Below are 15,372 nucleotides of genomic sequence, written 5' to 3' on the forward strand. Positions count from 1 at the left end.
CCTCCCCCCGTTTGTTTTGCTATTTCACACTTTCCAGGTATTTTTGCAGTTTTTCTTCTATTTGTAACACTCTGTTATTGCTGATTTTGTTATCACTAATTATACTGGTCTGCTGCCTCTTGGTATTCTTTAAATACTCGATGAATGACTTTTCGCTTATGTAGTACTTTCTATTCAAGTATCTGTTTTCCACAAAATTATTCCTGCACAACCAGTACAAAAAATTCTTCCCTACCCTGTATTTCTTTCTTAGTTCTTCAACAGTTAGAAAGTCTCTGGTTTCTTTCTCTGTCATTTCAAGAAGAAGTTTTTTAATGTCTGCTATGTTCTTTTCTAGTTCCTCCATCTTTTTAATTAGTTCATGAACATTCATTTTATTTCACCTAGAAATCTTTCAATTTCGAAACCATGTGGTTTTGTTTCGAGGATTTTAAGTATCACTCCCGGGCTTGGTTGCTTTCCCTGTTTAATCCTGAATATAGTGCTCGGGTGGACACCTATTAACCTGGCAAATTTATAGGTCGGAACTCTGGCTATAAATTCTCTTATGTATTCGTAGTTCATCAAATCCACCTTCTCAATTGCGTATTTGCAATTTCAAGGGTATTATATCATAAGTATCGATTTTATGCAATATATTTTTTAGATACTAATTCACTATTTCACAAGCATTGCGTTTCCGCAATACAAAAACATAATAATACTGTATTACTGCTGAAATGCAATGTAAAATAGAAAGTGAAAAAGGGGGATGAGTACATGGGAAAAAAAAACAAAATCGCAAGAGCTTTAGGACTAAAAATAAGAAAACTCAGAGAAGAAAAAGGATGGACAATAAATCAGCTAGCTCTCTATGCAGGTGTAAATCCCACGTCAATTATGAGAGCAGAAAGAGGAGAAAGCGAACTTTCACTTGGAAATCTTCTGAGAATAGCCAAAGCATTGAAAGTTGATCTGAACACACTTGTAGAAGAAAGTATGGATCAGATAGTTCTTGGTGACGAAGAACTTGTCCCAGAGGAAAAAGATAAAACACCGGACATTTATGAAATTATCAGGAAAGCAGAAAATTTAAATTTTAAGGGAATACCTGTCAACGAACCTGATGTAAAACAGGCAATTGTAGAAGCTATAACATTTGCGATTAGACTTAAAGCTAAAGAAAAAAGACAGGAAAATAACAAGATAGAGGAGTGAAAAGTAAATGAGTCACGAGCAACTTGTGAGAAAAGTAATTTCTTTTATTGAATTTGTTGACGCCGAATACGGTACTCGTGACCCAGAAAAAATTGCAGCAATGGAAAATATATTTTGTCTTGTATGGAAGTTACCCCGCTGTGTTCAGGGTTTTTCATTTGCGTACGACGGTGATAAGTACATTGTGATAAATGAAAAGGTTTCAGAAAAAGGCAGACAATTTGTTTTATTGCATGAATTATACCATCTGCTCAATTCCCATACAAACGAGTACAATCGTCTCATATTTATGACCAATGCATTTATAAAAACTACCCGAGAAGAACTCGAAGCTGACTATTTTGCATTTATCTGTATGAATTATGACGATCTTGAAAACATTAATCCACTTGCAATAGAAAACGAAATTGCTATATTTAAGAGGAGGCACCTGAAAATATGAGAGGACATATTGCAAAAAAAGGAAAGAAGTATTATATTGTTGTGGATATTGGTGTAGTTGACGGAAAGCGCAAACAAAAGTGGCTGGGTGGTTTTGAAACAAAAGCCGAAGCAGAAGAAGCTTTACCAAGGATTCTAAACATCATCTACCAGAACAAAAATAAGCTACTGGAGCAGAAGACTTTTGGTGAACTTTTAGACTTATGGCTCAACACGGTAGCAAAAAACAGGGTTTCTCTGAGTACCTTTCAATCATACTCTAGTTCAATTGCACTGCACATAAAACCTTTTCTGGGTGATGTAGAGCTGAACAAACTGACAGCAATGGATTTACAAAAGTACTATCAGCACATCACAGGTGAGAAGGGTCTTTCATCAACACTTGCGTTATACCACCACCGTATAATTCATCAGGCTCTTGATTATGCAGTGAGAATGAACATGATTGAAAAAAATCCAGCTGATTATGTAGACCCACCGAGAAAGCGAAGTTATCAGCCTTCAATCTGGGATGAGGATACAATTAAAAGAGCACTTGATATTTTTCGAAACACTAATATCTGGGTACCTGTGCTTTTAGCAATTTACACAGGAATGCGGATTGGTGAGATTACTGCACTGAAGTGGGATGACATAAATTTAGAGCAGGGCTATATAGTTGTTAGCAAGACACTTATGAAGATAAACAGGCAGTTGTACATCAAAGAAAAGGGAGAAAACAAAAGTAGCTACAGGATAGTAGCAATTTCAAGCAATGTAATAGAGGAACTCAAGCAGTGGAGGAGAAAACAAGAGCAGTACAAAGAAAAGCTAAAGGAACTTTATCATAATGAAGGTTTTGTGTGCACATTTGAAGATGGAAGAGTACAGGACCCAAAGTATATTACTAAAGTATTCCAGAAGACAATAGAAAAGCATGGACTGCCAAAGATACGATTTCACGACCTCAGGCACACCCATGCTTCACTTCTTCTGAAACATGGTGTAGACCCCAAGCACATCAGTGACAGACTGGGGCACAGTACCATAACCACCACACTCAACATTTACAGTCATGTATTTGATGAAAAGCGGCGCAAAGTGGCAGAAACTTTTGAGGACATTTTAAAAAACCAATAGCCTAACCCAATTTATGTTTCTAACATTTTTCTAACGACAGTTAAAAAACGACTTAAAGCGAAATGGTAAATTCCAATAATTTGTAGTAAAACCATTCTGCCAGCTTAGAAAAATCAAGGCTTCTAGAAAAGCTGCTGGCAGGATATGGATAGAAAGCTGTAATAAAGCGTTGAGGATGTGACTGGAAATCGTGTGTACCCCCAAAAGGGGTACCGAGGGTTCAAATCCCTCTCTCTCCGCCATTTTAATTGGGTTTTTAGGTGGTTTAAATTGGAATTAAAAAGGCAACTTTCCCTTCAAAAACCTTGCACCAGTAAAAAACAATTTTTGTACGAGTTTATTTTTATTGTTAGACATCTTTCGTATCTTCTTCTTTGGAACAATTATTTTTTGTGCTTCTATGTAAACCGTATTTTAATTTATAGTTTACTATTTGTAATTTCTATGCTATCATTAAAATTAAACATTTTCGTTTGGAGATGATTTAGTTGCTGAATTTTCTTCAATCAGTTCAATTTGTCAAAGAAGTTGAAAAAAAGATAATTGAATATGACAAAGACATTGCCTTCAATGAGGCTATCATACTTTATGAAATCGCAAAACATGATGCAGATTTGGTAAAAAATCTCGCCAGTACGATAAACCAACATTATTTTAAAAATACTATTGAGCTTTGCTCCATTTATCCTGCAAAGGTAGGACTTTGCCCGCAAGATTGCAAGTTCTGTTCCCAGTCTATCCATCACAGTTGTTTAATTGAAATAAAAGATCTTGCTGCGCTTGATGAAGTAATAGAGTATCTTGAGTATGTAATATCTTTTCCAATAAAAAGATTTTGCTTAGTCACAAGTGGTGAAAAGCTTGATGACTCAGAATTTGAAAAAATTTTAGACATCTATTCACACATCTCAAAGAATTATAACATACTTCTGTGCGCATCACTCGGCTTTCTTACTCAAGAAAGGGCAAAAAAGCTACTTAAAGTTGGAGTTGTAAAGTATCACAATAACTTAGAGACATCCAGCACATATTTTAAAAATATCTGCTCCACCCACACTCAACAGCAAAAGATAGAGACTTTAAAAATTGCAAAAGAGGCAGGGCTTCAAATCTGTAGCGGTGGAATAATCTCAATGGGTGAGGACATGATTGAAAGAATCAAACTTGCATTTGAACTAAGAGAATTAGATGTTGACTCTGTTCCAATCAACATATTAAACCCAATAAAAGGCACGCCTTTAGAAGATATAAAGATCATAGACAAAAACGAAATTTTTATCACCCTGGCACTATTTAGGATTGTGCTACCAAAAAAGACAATTCTTCTTGCAGGTGGAAAAGAAAATGCGCTTGGAGATATGGAAAAAATGGCATATGAGTGTGGCGTAAATGGTTGTATGGTTGGAAATTATCTTACAACAAGGGGAATGGGAATAAGAGAGAAGATTGAGATGTTGGAATCCTTGGATTTAAAGTTTCAAACCAATATGCATAATAATTAGATAACTATAAATAAATGCAAAGAGGCTGTCCAAAATCTTCTTGGATAGCCCCTCTTCAACTTTTTGATTTCTCTTTGCAACTTACAGTCCAAAAAATTGGTTTATTGATTCAAGAGTATTCCTTACCATAAAATCAATTTCATCGTTTTCAATAACAAATGGAGGCATAAAATATATTACATTTCCAAGAGGACGAATAAGCAACCCTTTTTTCAAAGCAGTTTTATAAATGTGATATCCCACTCTCTTTCTCCAATCAAATTCCTTTTTAGTAGCCTTATCTTCAACAAGCTCAATTGCTCCGATAAATCCAAATTGCCTATACTCACCCACAAACCTATGGTTATCAAAAGTTTTTCTGGCAAGCTCTTCAAGGTAGGTTGCTTTTTCATTTATTTTCTTGAGGACATTGTATTCCTCAAAGATTTTTAATGATTCTAAAGCAACTGCACAAGCAAGAGGATTTCCGGTATAGCTATGACTATGCAAAAAAGCTTTTAATTCCACATAGTCAGCATAAAACGCAGCAAAAATTTCTTGAGTGGTAAGTGTTACTGCCAACGGCATATAACCTGCTGTCAAACCTTTTGATAAACATAAAAAGTCTGGAGTTATTCCTGCATGTTCACATGCAAACATCTTTCCTGTTCTACCAAATCCAACAGCTACCTCATCTGCAATGAGATGAACATCATAGCTGGTGCAGACCTCTCGCAATAGCTTTAAAAATTTAGGTGGATAAATTTTCATGCCACCTGCACATTGGATAATAGGCTCAATTATCACAGCACAAATCTCTTTATGGTGCTTTTCTAAAATCTTTTCTACTTCTTCAAAACATTCTACATTGCAGCTATATCTTGTTTTGTGGTATTTACATCTAAAACAATCAGGACCTTGAATTTTTATGGATTCCTTCATAATGGGTTTATATATCTTTGAATACAGATCTATACTTCCAACAGACAATGCCCCTAAGGTTTCTCCATGATATGAGTTTGTAAAACATGCAAACTTGAGCTTTGTATAATTCCCCTTCTGTTGATGATATTGAAAACTCATCTTAAGTGCAACTTCAACAGATGTTGAACCATCATCAGAAAAGAATACTTTCTCCAATCCCTTTGGGGTTATTTTAACTAATTTTTGAGACAATTCAATAGCTGGTTTGTGTGAAAAGTTTGCAAATATTACATGTTCTAACTTGTCTGCTTGAGCTTTGAGAGCATCATTTAATCTTTTATTACAATGTCCAAAAAGATTTGTCCACCATGAAGAAATTGCATCAAGATATCTATTACCTTCAACATCGTATAGCCATACTCCCTGGCCTCTTTCTATAACGATAGGCGGTAGTTCTTCATAATCCTTCATTTGTGAGCACGGATGCCAAATATACTTTAAATCTCTTTGTTGCCATTCATTTAACATTCAAAAACCCCCATTATCTTCATTATTGCCCTATCATCAAAGCATTTTTTAAAAACATTTTTAAATTTATTCTCATCTACATCACTTGGAAAATCATTTATAAAGTCTACTTTGGCTAATATTGGAATATTGGTAAACTTTGCTATTGTATTTATTACCTTATCTTCATCTGGTTCATTCTTATACATATTCACTATGATCCCCTTTAAACAAAGTCCGTAAGCTTTTGCAAATTCAACTGTCAAGAGAGTGTGATTAATTGTACCCAGCTTTGTTGTTGTAACCAATATAACATTGTTGCAAATTTCCTTTATCAATTGATATTGCATATAAAATTGGTTTTTCTCTTCTTTCAGTGGCACTGCCAATCCACCACAACCTTCAATTACTACGAATTCATAGTTCTGTGATAAATCTTCAAAGGTTTGTTTTATTTGATAAACATTAATATCTATATTTTCATCACTTGCGGCTATATGAGGAGAGGCTGGTTTTTCAAATATAAATGGTGTGAGTCTGTAAATATCCCCCTCTATTTTTGCAAAATTAACTACAAATTCTGTATCTTGAGGTATTAGCATCTTTCCTCTTCTTTTAGCACCACTTAGTACTGGCTTGAAATATCCTATGTTATATCCTTTTTCCTTTAAAGCCCAACAGAGTCCAGCACATATAAATGTCTTTCCAACATCAGTATCTGTTCCAACAATGTAAGCAGCCTTCATTCTCTTCCTCTCCTTGGATAAACTATTCTTTGATTTCTTGTAAATATCTTGCATTTATAAGTAAAATTTTTTCTAACATTGGTTTTAATCTTTTTGCAACAATGGAAGCAACGATGCATAAAAATATATCTCCAGGCACACATACTAAAAATCCCCAGTATAAAGCCCAGCTAATGGTTTTCGGAATTTTTAGATAAAAATTGTAAATCACATACAGATAACTAACTCCTAATAAGTATACAACAAACAAACCACTCAGCGAACCTATAAGGTTTAAGCTTATACTTCTACTCTGATTCAAATGAGATATATAACCAGCTATATATGCACACAATATAAAGCCAATAAGATAACCAAAGGTCGGCTTAAAAATATACAATGGACCTCCACCCTCTGCAAAGATTGGAATACCAATAAGCCCTGTTGCTACATAAACAACCTGTGACAGTGCTCCAAGTTTAGGACCTAAGAAAAGTCCTGCTAATACACAAAACAGAAGCTGAAGAGTAAATGGTACATAAGGAATGGGAATTTTTATATAGGCTCCTACAGCAGTCAAAGCTGCAAAGAGCGAAACCAAGCAAATATTTTTTGTGTTCATAAAAATGACCTCTCCTTTCTGTTTTGTTATTCAATGTTATTTTTACTTTATTATATTTCCTGCATTGAGATTTGTCAACCTGTATTAAAATTATGGTTTACTAATCAGATGAAAAAATAGTCAAATAAAGTAGATACTGAACAGCTTTCTATTTTCAAGCATTTTAAAAGTTATAAAAACAAATCATTCTCCTCTGCAGCATTAACTACTTGCACTTTTCCCAATTCCCTTACTTTCTCTTATACCATATCCTAATTCTGAAAGCTTTTCTATAACCTCTCTTTCTGCTTCACTTGAGCGTTTAAATCTTCTTCTCTTTGTGTTATTATCATCATAGACCAATAGCTTCAAACCTCCTGTGTATGGGTTTGTCTTTTCAATTAATATCATACATGGCTTGAAGCTATTGCTTTAATATTTTCTTATCCTGTTGCATTTAATTTTACAACAAACAAAGTTGACAAATATATTTAGTGAGAATATACTAAAGTTAGAAAGTACAACTTTTTAACTTTAAGAGGTGAGAAATGGTGATTGTTGAAATAAAGAAAAAGTCACAGGTGACAATTCCAGCTCAAATTCTGAAGAAGCTAAACTTGCGTGTAGGTGATTTATTACAAATAGAGGAGAAGGATGGTAGGATAATTTTAACGCCTGTAATAGCTATTCCAAAAGAGCAGGCGTGGTTTTACTCTGAGAAGTGGCAAAGAGAAGAAGCAACTGTAGAGAAGGAGATTCAGGAAGGCAAACTCTTGGTGGCTAATTCATTGGAAGAATTATTTGATGATTTGGGGTTGAATGACGAATGAAGATTTACTACTCGCAACTTTTCAAAGAAAAAGTAAACAAATTGCCACCAGATGCAAAAAAGATACTAAAGAAAAAGTTAGAACTATTATTACAAAATCAATACCATCCTTCTTTGCGAACTAAAAAAATCCAAGGGACAAAAGATATATTTGAAACAAGCATTACGATGGGAATAAGACTGACATGGCAGTACAAAGAAGATGGAATAATTCTTAGAAATATTGGTGAACACGATAAAACTTTGAAAAATCCATAAACTTGCTTACTCATCTCCTCTATAAAAATAACTTCAATGTTGTTTTTAAAGTTTCATTTGTTGTTGCAATCACAGGAATATATACCACTGATCTTTTTTAATATATTGACAACTCCTGACTTTTCAATTAACATGTTTGATATAAAATGCATTGCATAAATGCAATTGTCAATTTTCATTGTAAATATGCAATACAAATAAAAAAACTTAATATTTGCAACAGGCCTTTTACCTATCAAGCAGGTGCTGCCATTTGGCTGCTTAATAGGGAAAGCGGTGAAAATCCGCTGCAGCCCCCGCTACTGTGAGCACTGACAAGCCCTCAATAAACTTTTGCCACTGGAAGGTGTAGTTCCTCTTTTGAAAGTGGAGCTTGCCTTCTGGGAAGGCCAAAGAGGGTTTTGGATGAGGTGCGAGCCAGGAGACCTGCCTGCTTGAGATGCCTTGTACTGTCTTCGGTGGGAAGCACAGTCAAGGTGGTAAAGACCATAGGGGGGTGTTTTGTCCTTTTTTAACCCCTGCCATACCTTATTTCTCAAAGCTTTTTGCTTCTTTAAAAAAGTATTTTAAAAGCACGAGTTTCTTGAAAATGGTAGCAATGGGTCTTTACTGCCTTGACACAATTTGTGCCTTTTTTGTTGGCAGTAAAGACCCATTTGTTTTTCTGACGGCAAATAAAATTTTTATTTGGGAGGTAGAAAGCGTAAGATGATTTCGGTTGTTGGTTTTCCAAGAATAGGACAGAACAGAGAGCTAAAAAGATGGGTAGAAAGCTATCTTGACAAAAAGATTTCAAAAGAAGAGCTCATCCAAAATTCAAAAGAACTGAAAAAAACTCACTGGCAAATTCAAAAAGAGTATGGTGTTGACCTGATACCATCAAATGATTTTTCGTTCTATGACACTTTTTTAGACCATGCAATGTTAGTAGGCTCAATACCCAAGGAATACAAGGCGGTTTTCTCAGATGATCTCGAGCTTTACTTCGCGCTGGCAAAGGGATATCAAGACCAAAACATTGATCTTAAAGCTTTGCCAATGAAAAAGTGGTTCTTTACAAACTACCATTATCTTGTGCCTGAAATCACTGAAAACACCAAATTTGAACTTTCATCAACAAAACCTTTTGATGAATTTGTCGAAGCACTTTCGATAGGAATCAAGACAAAACCAGTAATAATCGGTGCTCTTACTTTTCTGAAGCTTTCTAAAAAATCAAATGTGGATATATACGACAAATCTTTTTGGGAAAAGCTACTTGATGTATATATTCAAATACTAAGAAGGTTTGAAGAGTTGGGTTGCGAGTTTGTTCAGATAGATGAGCCAATACTTGTCACAGACTTAAGTACAAAAGACGTAGAGCTTTTTGAAAATTTTTACCGCAATCTTCTTTCTCACAAAGGAAAGCTAAAAGTACTTCTTCAGACTTATTTTGGAGACGTCAGAGACTGCTTTGAAAAGATAATTTCTCTTGACTTTGACGCAATCGGACTTGACTTTATTGATGGAAAATTCAATTTAGAGCTCATTAAAAAATTTGGTTTCCCACGGGAAAAGCTCCTTTTTGCCGGAGTTGTAAATGGCAGAAATGTGTTTAAAAATAACTACAAAGATACACTTGAGCTTTTAAATACTCTCTCATCCTTTGTTGACAAGAAAAATATTGTAATTTCAACATCATGTTCTTTACTCTTTGTGCCATACTCTTTAAAATTTGAAATACAGCTTGACAGCAATAAAAAGAAATTTTTAGCGTTTGCTGAGGAGAAGCTAAAAGAGCTGTCTGAGCTAAAGCTTTTATTTTCTCAAGGAAACTTTACTGCAAACAGCATTTATCTTCAAAACGCTCAGCTTTTCGAAGAGCTGAATAAAAACAAACTATCAGATGTCAGCACAGCTGTAAATAATCTTACAGACGATGACTTTGAAAGAAAACCGTGTTTTGAAGAGAGAATCAAGCTTCAAAAAGAGGTTTTGAAGCTCCCACAGCTTCCGACAACAACAATTGGATCTTTCCCGCAAACCACAGATGTAAGATCAGCGCGAAGCAAACTCAAAAAAGGTGAGATAACATTTGAAGAATATGAAAGCTTTATAAAATCCAAAATTGAAAGAGTAATAAAGCTTCAGGAAGAAATCGGGCTTGATGTGCTCGTCCATGGCGAATATGAGAGAAATGACATGGTAGAGTTTTTTGGTGAAAATTTAGAAGGATTTTTAATTACTCAAAACGGCTGGGTTCAGTCATACGGTACAAGATGTGTAAAACCGCCAATTATATTCTCAGACATAAAGAGAAAAAGACCAATTACAGTTGAGTATATAAAATATGCACAGAGCCTAACAAAAAAACCTGTTAAGGGAATTTTGACAGGGCCTGTGACAATCCTCAACTGGTCGTTTGTGCGTGAAGACATACCATTAAAAAATGTTGCTTTTCAGCTTGCTCTTGCAATAAAAGAAGAGGTTCTCGAACTTGAAAAAGAAGGTGTAAAGATTATCCAGATTGACGAGGCAGCTCTGATTGAAAAGCTTCCGCTCAGGCGCTGCCAGCACAGTGAGTATCTGTCTTGGGCAATAAAGGCATTTAGGCTCTCCTGTTCAAAGGTAAAACCAGAAACACAAATCCACACTCATATGTGTTACAGCAACTTTGATGAACTTTTAGACGAAATTGCAAAGATGGATGTCGATGTTATAACTTTTGAAGCTGCAAAATCTGATTTTACTTTGCTTGATAGCATCAACAAAAGCCAATTGAAAGCTGAAGTTGGTCCAGGAGTTTTTGACGTTCACTCACCAAGGATTGTCTCAAAAGAAGAGATGAAAAAGCTTATTTTAAAGATGATAGAAAAGGTTGGCAAAGACAGACTTTGGATAAACCCTGACTGCGGTCTTAAGACCAGAAAGGAAGAAGAAATTTTGCCAACATTACAAAATATGGTTCTGGCAGCGTGGGAAGTTAGGAACAACTTGTAACAAATCTTCCTCCTCACATAAAACAAAAGAAGGCTGGGAAAATGTTTTTTGCAAAAATCCCAGCCTTTTTTATACTTTTCTGTACTTTTTTCTAAACTGATTAGGCGTCATATTGCAAAATTTTGTAAAGCACTGGATAAAATAGTCTGTGTCGTTGTACCCAACTGCCTGTGAAATTTCGTATATCTTCATATTTGTTGACATCAAAAGCCTTTTTGCCTCTTCAACGCGTATCTTTTGCAAATAAGAGTTGAAATACATCCCATAATGCTTTTTGAAAAGCTGACCCAAGTATACAGGATTTAGATAAAACTTTTGCGCAACAGATTTCAGCGTTAGGTTCTTGTTATAGTTTTCTTTTATATACTTTTCAAGCTCACTCATGATACCGTTAGATAGGCTTGTTTTCCACTGTCTGAACTTGTTAAGTATCCCTTCGCAAAACTTAAGCATATTTTTTTCTATATCCTCAACGTTTGAAAATTCCAGCCTCAAGCTTGAAAACCACTCTATCTCATCTTCTAAATTGAGTCCTATCCTGCTAAAATAAGAACTTATAGATACCACTACAAAGCTCAAATATGTTTTCAAAAAGTCAAGCTGATATCTTCCTTTTTTACTATCCTCCAACATTTCTTTAATTATCTTTTGTAGGTTCTGGCTATTCTCTTCTTCGATAGCCAAAATGAGATTTTTGTCATATTCTTTCGAGTACAAAAGCTCTTTTGAACTGGGCAGACTAGTACTATAAAATGTAATTCCTGTTTGATTATAAAAAAGTGCAAAGTTTAAAGAGTATGCTGCATCGTATATAGCATCAAAAAATTGAGCCCATTTTGTAATCCTTCTTGAAAAAGCAAATACAATCTCTGTCGCAAAGTCCACCATCTCTTTTATGCTCTGATACGCCTTTTTTATATATTCTTCAGATGTTGTAACTACATAATACTTGCCATCAATTTCTGAAAATTCATACATAAGTCTCTCTTTTTTTAGTTGTTCAAAACAACCCTTTATCCTTGACAATATATTTTCTATTCCCTCATCAAAATAAAGACTAAGCCAGCTCGACATTTCTTTAAAATAGACTATTCCAACATAAACTCCATTTTCTATTTTGATATTGTTACTTTCTATCTTTTCTTTAAAGCTTCTCTCAAGTGCAAGTAGACTCTCGCCTTCCTTAATTAACTCCCTTTTTTTAAGTTTTGACTTTATTTTAAGAAGCGTATCAACAAGCTCTTCTTCTTCAATAGGCTTTAATATGTAATTTACAACTCCATGCTGGATAGCTTTTTTTGCATACTCAAAATCTGCATACCCGCTGATGATTATTATCTCAGGAGGGTTTCTTATTTCCCTTTTAACCTTTTCAATAAGGTCAAGTCCACTTAATAGCGGAACCTTGATATCGCTGATGAGCACGTCAACCTGCATTTTTTTCAAAAACTCAAATGCCGAAAGACCATCTTCTGCCTCGCCCACTATCTCAAACCCAAGTTCTTTCCAGTCAATTAGGTTTTTTAGTCCTTCTCTCATAAATACCTCATCTTCAACTATCAACACTTTGTACAGCATATTCAAAGTCCCTCTTGTTAGGAATTTTTATCACAACTTTTAATCCCCCAAGCTGGCTTCTTAATATCTCAAAGCTGAAATCTTTGTTATAAAAAAGTTCAAGTCTTCTAAAAACATTTTTAAGTCCCACACTACTTACCTTGTCAGATGAAAGTCCTTTTACAGAACGCAAGAGTTCTGTTATTTTATCATCTTCTAAGCCTTTGCCATTGTCCTCAACATGTATTGCTATCATATCACCTTCTTTTAAAACCTTGACCACAATCCTGCCTTCACCTTTGCTGTTTTCTATCCCATGAACACATGCGTTCTCAACAAGAGGTTGTATTGTCATCTTCGGTATCTTTGTTGACTTTACATCCTCGTCAACCTCAATCTCAAATTTTAGCTTTTCACCGAACCTGTACTTTTGTATCTCAAGATAGTCATAAATAGCCGAAATTTCCTCTTCAATGGTTATAAGGTCGTTTTCCCATCTTATACTTCGCTTTAAGAGCTTTGCAAGAAGTTTTATGGCATTGGCTGTTTCAAATTCTTTTTTGAGCATGCTTCTCATACGGATTGTTTCTAATGTGTTAAAAAGAAAGTGGGGATTTATCTGGCTTTGTAGCGCATTTATCTCTGCCTGTTTTTTCTCCAGTGCCAGTTCTTTTTGTCTAAGCTCATATTTTATTTCCTTCTCGAGAAGCTCTTTTATTTTTCGTGCCATGATATTGAACTCTTCTATAACCTGGCCTATCTCATCTTTGCCAGCTTCAATATTGATACTTTCAAACTGCTGTTTTCTTGCCTTTTTTATGTGTCTTGCTAAAACCGAAAGTCTACTTACCACCGAATTTACTATTAAAAAAAGTGCAAAAAACGCAAGCGTAAAACATAAAACCACAATTGCAAGATAATTTCTCTGATGTTCAAAAAGCCTCTTTGATATTCCACTATTGTTAGTTGTCACAATGTATCTCCAGTTTTCAAAGTAAGGAAGCTCTATTGATAAAAGCTTTTCAAACACAATTGTTTGATTTTTCTCTTCTTTCAAAAGTTCGCCGAGTCTTCCAACCTGATTGTAATACAAAAGGTCACTAAAATATACAGTCCCCTTTTTATCTGCTATAAATATGTGCCCATCTTTAAACGTGCTTAAAATACTGTTAAGATAAACTCTGTTCAGGTCAATTCTTAAAAACTTTTTAATTGTGCTCTGCTGGTATTTAGGAACATATTGCTCATAAAAGTTAAGATTTAGCACAATAGAAACATACGGCTTTTCATTCTCAAGACCACTTAGCACATAGAGGTTTTTACCCTCTTTTTCTCCTTTTTGCAAAAACTTTTTATATTCATCTGTCAAAAAGGCAAGCCCATCTGCATTCAGTATAGTAGGATTGTCACAGTATATTGTTATTTGCGAAATCTGTGGATAGAGTATTCTTGCGTTTTGAAGTATAGGTTTTATGTTCTTTTCGTACGCATCATAAAATTCTTCAACAGAGAAGTACCGGGTATTTACAGTCTCAATTACTCTCGGGTCCGAATATATGGTATACGCAAGATTGATTGCAAGCTCAATTGCTTTTTTAAAATTTGAAATTGTTATGCTTGAAGCATTTTCAAGCTGGCTGTGGAGCTTATCGTTAATATAAAAATCAATTTGCGAGATAAACTGGCTGCTCAAAAACAAAAGAGGTATAAAAACAAATATAAAAAATATGGAAAATATCTTTTTAAACAACGGAATATCGTTTACAATCTTGATACTTCGGCGCATGAATCTTTTCATCTTTTTTAAACTAAGAAGAATATTGATTTAATTATAACATATTCTTCTTTACTCTTTTATACTACCAATTGTAAGACCATGTATAAAGTATCTTTGTAGGAACGGATATACAAAAAGTATGGGCAGTGTTGCAACTATTGTCATAGTTGCACGGATAGCAGTTGGTGTTACAGTCCTGCCAGAAGATGTAAGTGATGCTGAAAAGTCGGGGTTTGTTGAAGCAGACTGAACAGACTGTAAAATCTTTTGAAGCTCAAACTGCAAAGTAGACAATTCTGGCTTTCCAGAGTTGTATAGAAATGTATCAAACCATGAATTCCACTGACCAACCGCAACCCAAAGTGTAACAGTTGCCAAAACAGGAAGGCAAAGCGGTATTATTATCTGGAACAGTATCCTGTATTCGCTTGCACCGTCAATCTTAGCTGACTCAATAAGACTTTGAGGAAGCCCGTCTATATAGCTTCTTATCACAATTATATTGAACGCGCTTACCATACCAGGCAAAATGTACACCCAAAACGTTCCAACAAGATGAAGATTTTTCATAAGAAGGTATGTGGGTATAAGACCGCCGCTAAAATACATTGTAAACACTATAACTCTGGAGATAAACTTTCTGAATATATAGTCCTTTCGGCTAATTCCATACGCAACCATCAAACATGAAAGAACATTTGTGAGGCTTCCTATAACAGCTCTCAAAACTGATATGAGCGTTGCATGGTATATGTCAGGATTGCTGAGGATGACTCTATAGTTGTTGAGTGTAAATTTTCTTGGCCACAGATATATTCCACCTCTTATGGAATCAAGCGCATCGTTAAGTGAAATAGCAAGTATATTCCAAAAAGGATATAAAGTAGCTATCATCACGATTATCATAACTGTGTATACCACAATGTCAATGACCAAATCCTCTGTTGTCCTGTACTTTGCTGACGTTTGCACTT

Annotated in this window: 16 protein-coding genes, 1 tRNA gene and 1 riboswitch; of the genes, 8 read left to right on the plus strand and 9 right to left on the minus strand. The window is 34.9% G+C overall.

Annotated elements, in window-relative coordinates; genetic code table 11:
• Positions 1-19: 19 nt before the first annotated feature.
• Complete coding sequence (locus tag ATHE_RS12785) at positions 20-373, minus strand: helix-turn-helix domain-containing protein (RefSeq protein WP_015908854.1); 354 nt, start codon at positions 371-373, stop codon at positions 20-22.
• Positions 370-564, minus strand: coding sequence for a helix-turn-helix domain-containing protein (locus ATHE_RS12790; RefSeq protein WP_015908855.1), 195 nt, complete (start codon positions 562-564; stop codon positions 370-372). The genes ATHE_RS12785 and ATHE_RS12790 overlap by 4 nt, the downstream gene beginning before the upstream one ends.
• A 195-nt stretch (positions 565-759) precedes the next feature.
• Between ATHE_RS12790 and ATHE_RS12795 the strand changes: the two genes are divergently transcribed.
• The 5 genes from ATHE_RS12795 (at position 760) to bioB (ending at position 4,259) form a co-directional block, all read left to right on the plus strand.
• The gene (locus tag ATHE_RS12795) at positions 760-1,197 is read left to right on the plus strand and encodes a helix-turn-helix domain-containing protein (RefSeq protein WP_015908856.1); all 438 of its coding nucleotides are present in this window, start codon (positions 760-762) and stop codon (positions 1,195-1,197) included.
• 7 nt (positions 1,198-1,204) lie between these two features.
• The gene (locus tag ATHE_RS12800; protein WP_015908857.1) at positions 1,205-1,639 is read left to right on the plus strand and encodes an ImmA/IrrE family metallo-endopeptidase; all 435 of its coding nucleotides are present in this window, start codon (positions 1,205-1,207) and stop codon (positions 1,637-1,639) included.
• Complete coding sequence (locus ATHE_RS12805; protein ID WP_015908858.1) at positions 1,636-2,757, plus strand: tyrosine-type recombinase/integrase; 1,122 nt, start codon at positions 1,636-1,638, stop codon at positions 2,755-2,757. The genes ATHE_RS12800 and ATHE_RS12805 overlap by 4 nt, the downstream gene beginning before the upstream one ends.
• A 146-nt stretch (positions 2,758-2,903) precedes the next feature.
• Positions 2,904-2,999: transfer RNA gene (locus ATHE_RS14695), tRNA-Ser, on the plus strand.
• Positions 3,000-3,245: 246 nt separating this feature from the next.
• Positions 3,246-4,259 carry a biotin synthase BioB gene (bioB, locus tag ATHE_RS12810; RefSeq protein ID WP_015908859.1) on the plus strand — a complete coding sequence of 338 codons (1,014 nt, stop codon included), beginning with the start codon at positions 3,246-3,248 and terminating at the stop codon, positions 4,257-4,259.
• Between the two features lie 81 nt (positions 4,260-4,340).
• Here bioB and bioA read toward each other — a convergent pair whose 3' ends face one another.
• The 4 genes from bioA to ATHE_RS12830 form a co-directional block, all read right to left on the minus strand.
• Positions 4,341-5,690, minus strand: a complete 1,350-nt coding sequence (gene bioA, locus ATHE_RS12815) for an adenosylmethionine--8-amino-7-oxononanoate transaminase (RefSeq protein ID WP_015908860.1) — start codon at positions 5,688-5,690, stop codon at positions 4,341-4,343.
• Complete coding sequence (bioD, locus tag ATHE_RS12820) at positions 5,684-6,415, minus strand: dethiobiotin synthase (protein ID WP_015908861.1); 732 nt, start codon at positions 6,413-6,415, stop codon at positions 5,684-5,686. Before bioD ends, bioA begins: the two co-directional genes overlap by 7 nt.
• A 22-nt stretch (positions 6,416-6,437) precedes the next feature.
• A complete protein-coding gene (locus tag ATHE_RS12825; RefSeq protein WP_015908862.1) occupies positions 6,438-7,016 on the minus strand; it encodes a biotin transporter BioY in 579 nt (192 codons plus the stop codon).
• A gap of 201 nt (positions 7,017-7,217) precedes the next feature.
• Positions 7,218-7,358 carry a hypothetical protein gene (locus ATHE_RS12830; protein WP_015908863.1) on the minus strand — a complete coding sequence of 47 codons (141 nt, stop codon included), beginning with the start codon at positions 7,356-7,358 and terminating at the stop codon, positions 7,218-7,220.
• Between the two features lie 185 nt (positions 7,359-7,543).
• Here ATHE_RS12830 and ATHE_RS12835 point away from each other — a divergent pair, with 185 nt between their 5' ends.
• The 3 genes from ATHE_RS12835 (at position 7,544) to metE (ending at position 11,064) form a co-directional block, all read left to right on the plus strand.
• Positions 7,544-7,825 (plus strand): AbrB/MazE/SpoVT family DNA-binding domain-containing protein, encoded by a 282-nt coding sequence (locus tag ATHE_RS12835; RefSeq protein ID WP_013433368.1) that lies wholly within the window; start codon positions 7,544-7,546, stop codon positions 7,823-7,825.
• Entirely contained in the window at positions 7,822-8,082 is a 261-nt protein-coding gene (locus tag ATHE_RS12840) for a hypothetical protein (RefSeq protein WP_015908864.1), read from the plus strand. The genes ATHE_RS12835 and ATHE_RS12840 overlap by 4 nt, the downstream gene beginning before the upstream one ends.
• Before the next feature lie 224 nt (positions 8,083-8,306).
• Positions 8,307-8,530: riboswitch (cobalamin riboswitch) on the plus strand.
• Between the two features lie 260 nt (positions 8,531-8,790).
• A complete protein-coding gene (gene metE, locus ATHE_RS12855; protein WP_015908866.1) occupies positions 8,791-11,064 on the plus strand; it encodes a 5-methyltetrahydropteroyltriglutamate--homocysteine S-methyltransferase in 2,274 nt (757 codons plus the stop codon).
• A 69-nt stretch (positions 11,065-11,133) separates the two neighbouring features.
• Here metE and ATHE_RS12860 read toward each other — a convergent pair whose 3' ends face one another.
• The 3 genes from ATHE_RS12860 to ATHE_RS12870 are packed head-to-tail and all read right to left on the minus strand — an operon-like array spanning position 11,134 to position 15,370.
• Complete coding sequence (locus ATHE_RS12860) at positions 11,134-12,642, minus strand: response regulator (RefSeq protein WP_015908867.1); 1,509 nt, start codon at positions 12,640-12,642, stop codon at positions 11,134-11,136.
• Entirely contained in the window at positions 12,617-14,407 is a 1,791-nt protein-coding gene (locus ATHE_RS12865) for a sensor histidine kinase (protein ID WP_041727239.1), read from the minus strand. The genes ATHE_RS12860 and ATHE_RS12865 overlap by 26 nt, the downstream gene beginning before the upstream one ends.
• A 60-nt stretch (positions 14,408-14,467) precedes the next feature.
• Positions 14,468-15,370 (minus strand): carbohydrate ABC transporter permease, encoded by a 903-nt coding sequence (locus ATHE_RS12870; protein ID WP_015908869.1) that lies wholly within the window; start codon positions 15,368-15,370, stop codon positions 14,468-14,470.
• Between the last annotated feature and the right edge of the window lie 2 nt (positions 15,371-15,372).

This window comes from Caldicellulosiruptor bescii DSM 6725, from assembly GCF_000022325.1.
GTDB lineage: Bacteria > Bacillota > Thermoanaerobacteria > Caldicellulosiruptorales > Caldicellulosiruptoraceae > Caldicellulosiruptor > Caldicellulosiruptor bescii.

Excerpts from the sequence above, each read along its gene's own strand:
- ATHE_RS12785 (WP_015908854.1), bottom strand. The coding sequence starts at position 373 with ATGAATGTTCATGAACTAATTAAAAAGATGGAGGAACTAGAAAAGAAC.
- ATHE_RS12790 (WP_015908855.1), bottom strand. The coding sequence starts at position 564 with ATGAACTACGAATACATAAGAGAATTTATAGCCAGAGTTCCGACCTAT.
- ATHE_RS12795 (WP_015908856.1), top strand. The coding sequence starts at position 760 with ATGGGAAAAAAAAACAAAATCGCAAGAGCTTTAGGACTAAAAATAAGA.
- ATHE_RS12800 (WP_015908857.1), top strand. The coding sequence starts at position 1,205 with ATGAGTCACGAGCAACTTGTGAGAAAAGTAATTTCTTTTATTGAATTT.
- ATHE_RS12805 (WP_015908858.1), top strand. The coding sequence starts at position 1,636 with ATGAGAGGACATATTGCAAAAAAAGGAAAGAAGTATTATATTGTTGTG.
- bioA (WP_015908860.1), bottom strand. The coding sequence starts at position 5,690 with ATGTTAAATGAATGGCAACAAAGAGATTTAAAGTATATTTGGCATCCG.
- bioD (WP_015908861.1), bottom strand. The coding sequence starts at position 6,415 with ATGAAGGCTGCTTACATTGTTGGAACAGATACTGATGTTGGAAAGACA.
- ATHE_RS12825 (WP_015908862.1), bottom strand. The coding sequence starts at position 7,016 with ATGAACACAAAAAATATTTGCTTGGTTTCGCTCTTTGCAGCTTTGACT.
- ATHE_RS12835 (WP_013433368.1), top strand. The coding sequence starts at position 7,544 with ATGGTGATTGTTGAAATAAAGAAAAAGTCACAGGTGACAATTCCAGCT.
- ATHE_RS12840 (WP_015908864.1), top strand. The coding sequence starts at position 7,822 with ATGAAGATTTACTACTCGCAACTTTTCAAAGAAAAAGTAAACAAATTG.
- metE (WP_015908866.1), top strand. The coding sequence starts at position 8,791 with ATGATTTCGGTTGTTGGTTTTCCAAGAATAGGACAGAACAGAGAGCTA.
- ATHE_RS12860 (WP_015908867.1), bottom strand. The coding sequence starts at position 12,642 with ATGCTGTACAAAGTGTTGATAGTTGAAGATGAGGTATTTATGAGAGAA.
- ATHE_RS12865 (WP_041727239.1), bottom strand. The coding sequence starts at position 14,407 with ATGCGCCGAAGTATCAAGATTGTAAACGATATTCCGTTGTTTAAAAAG.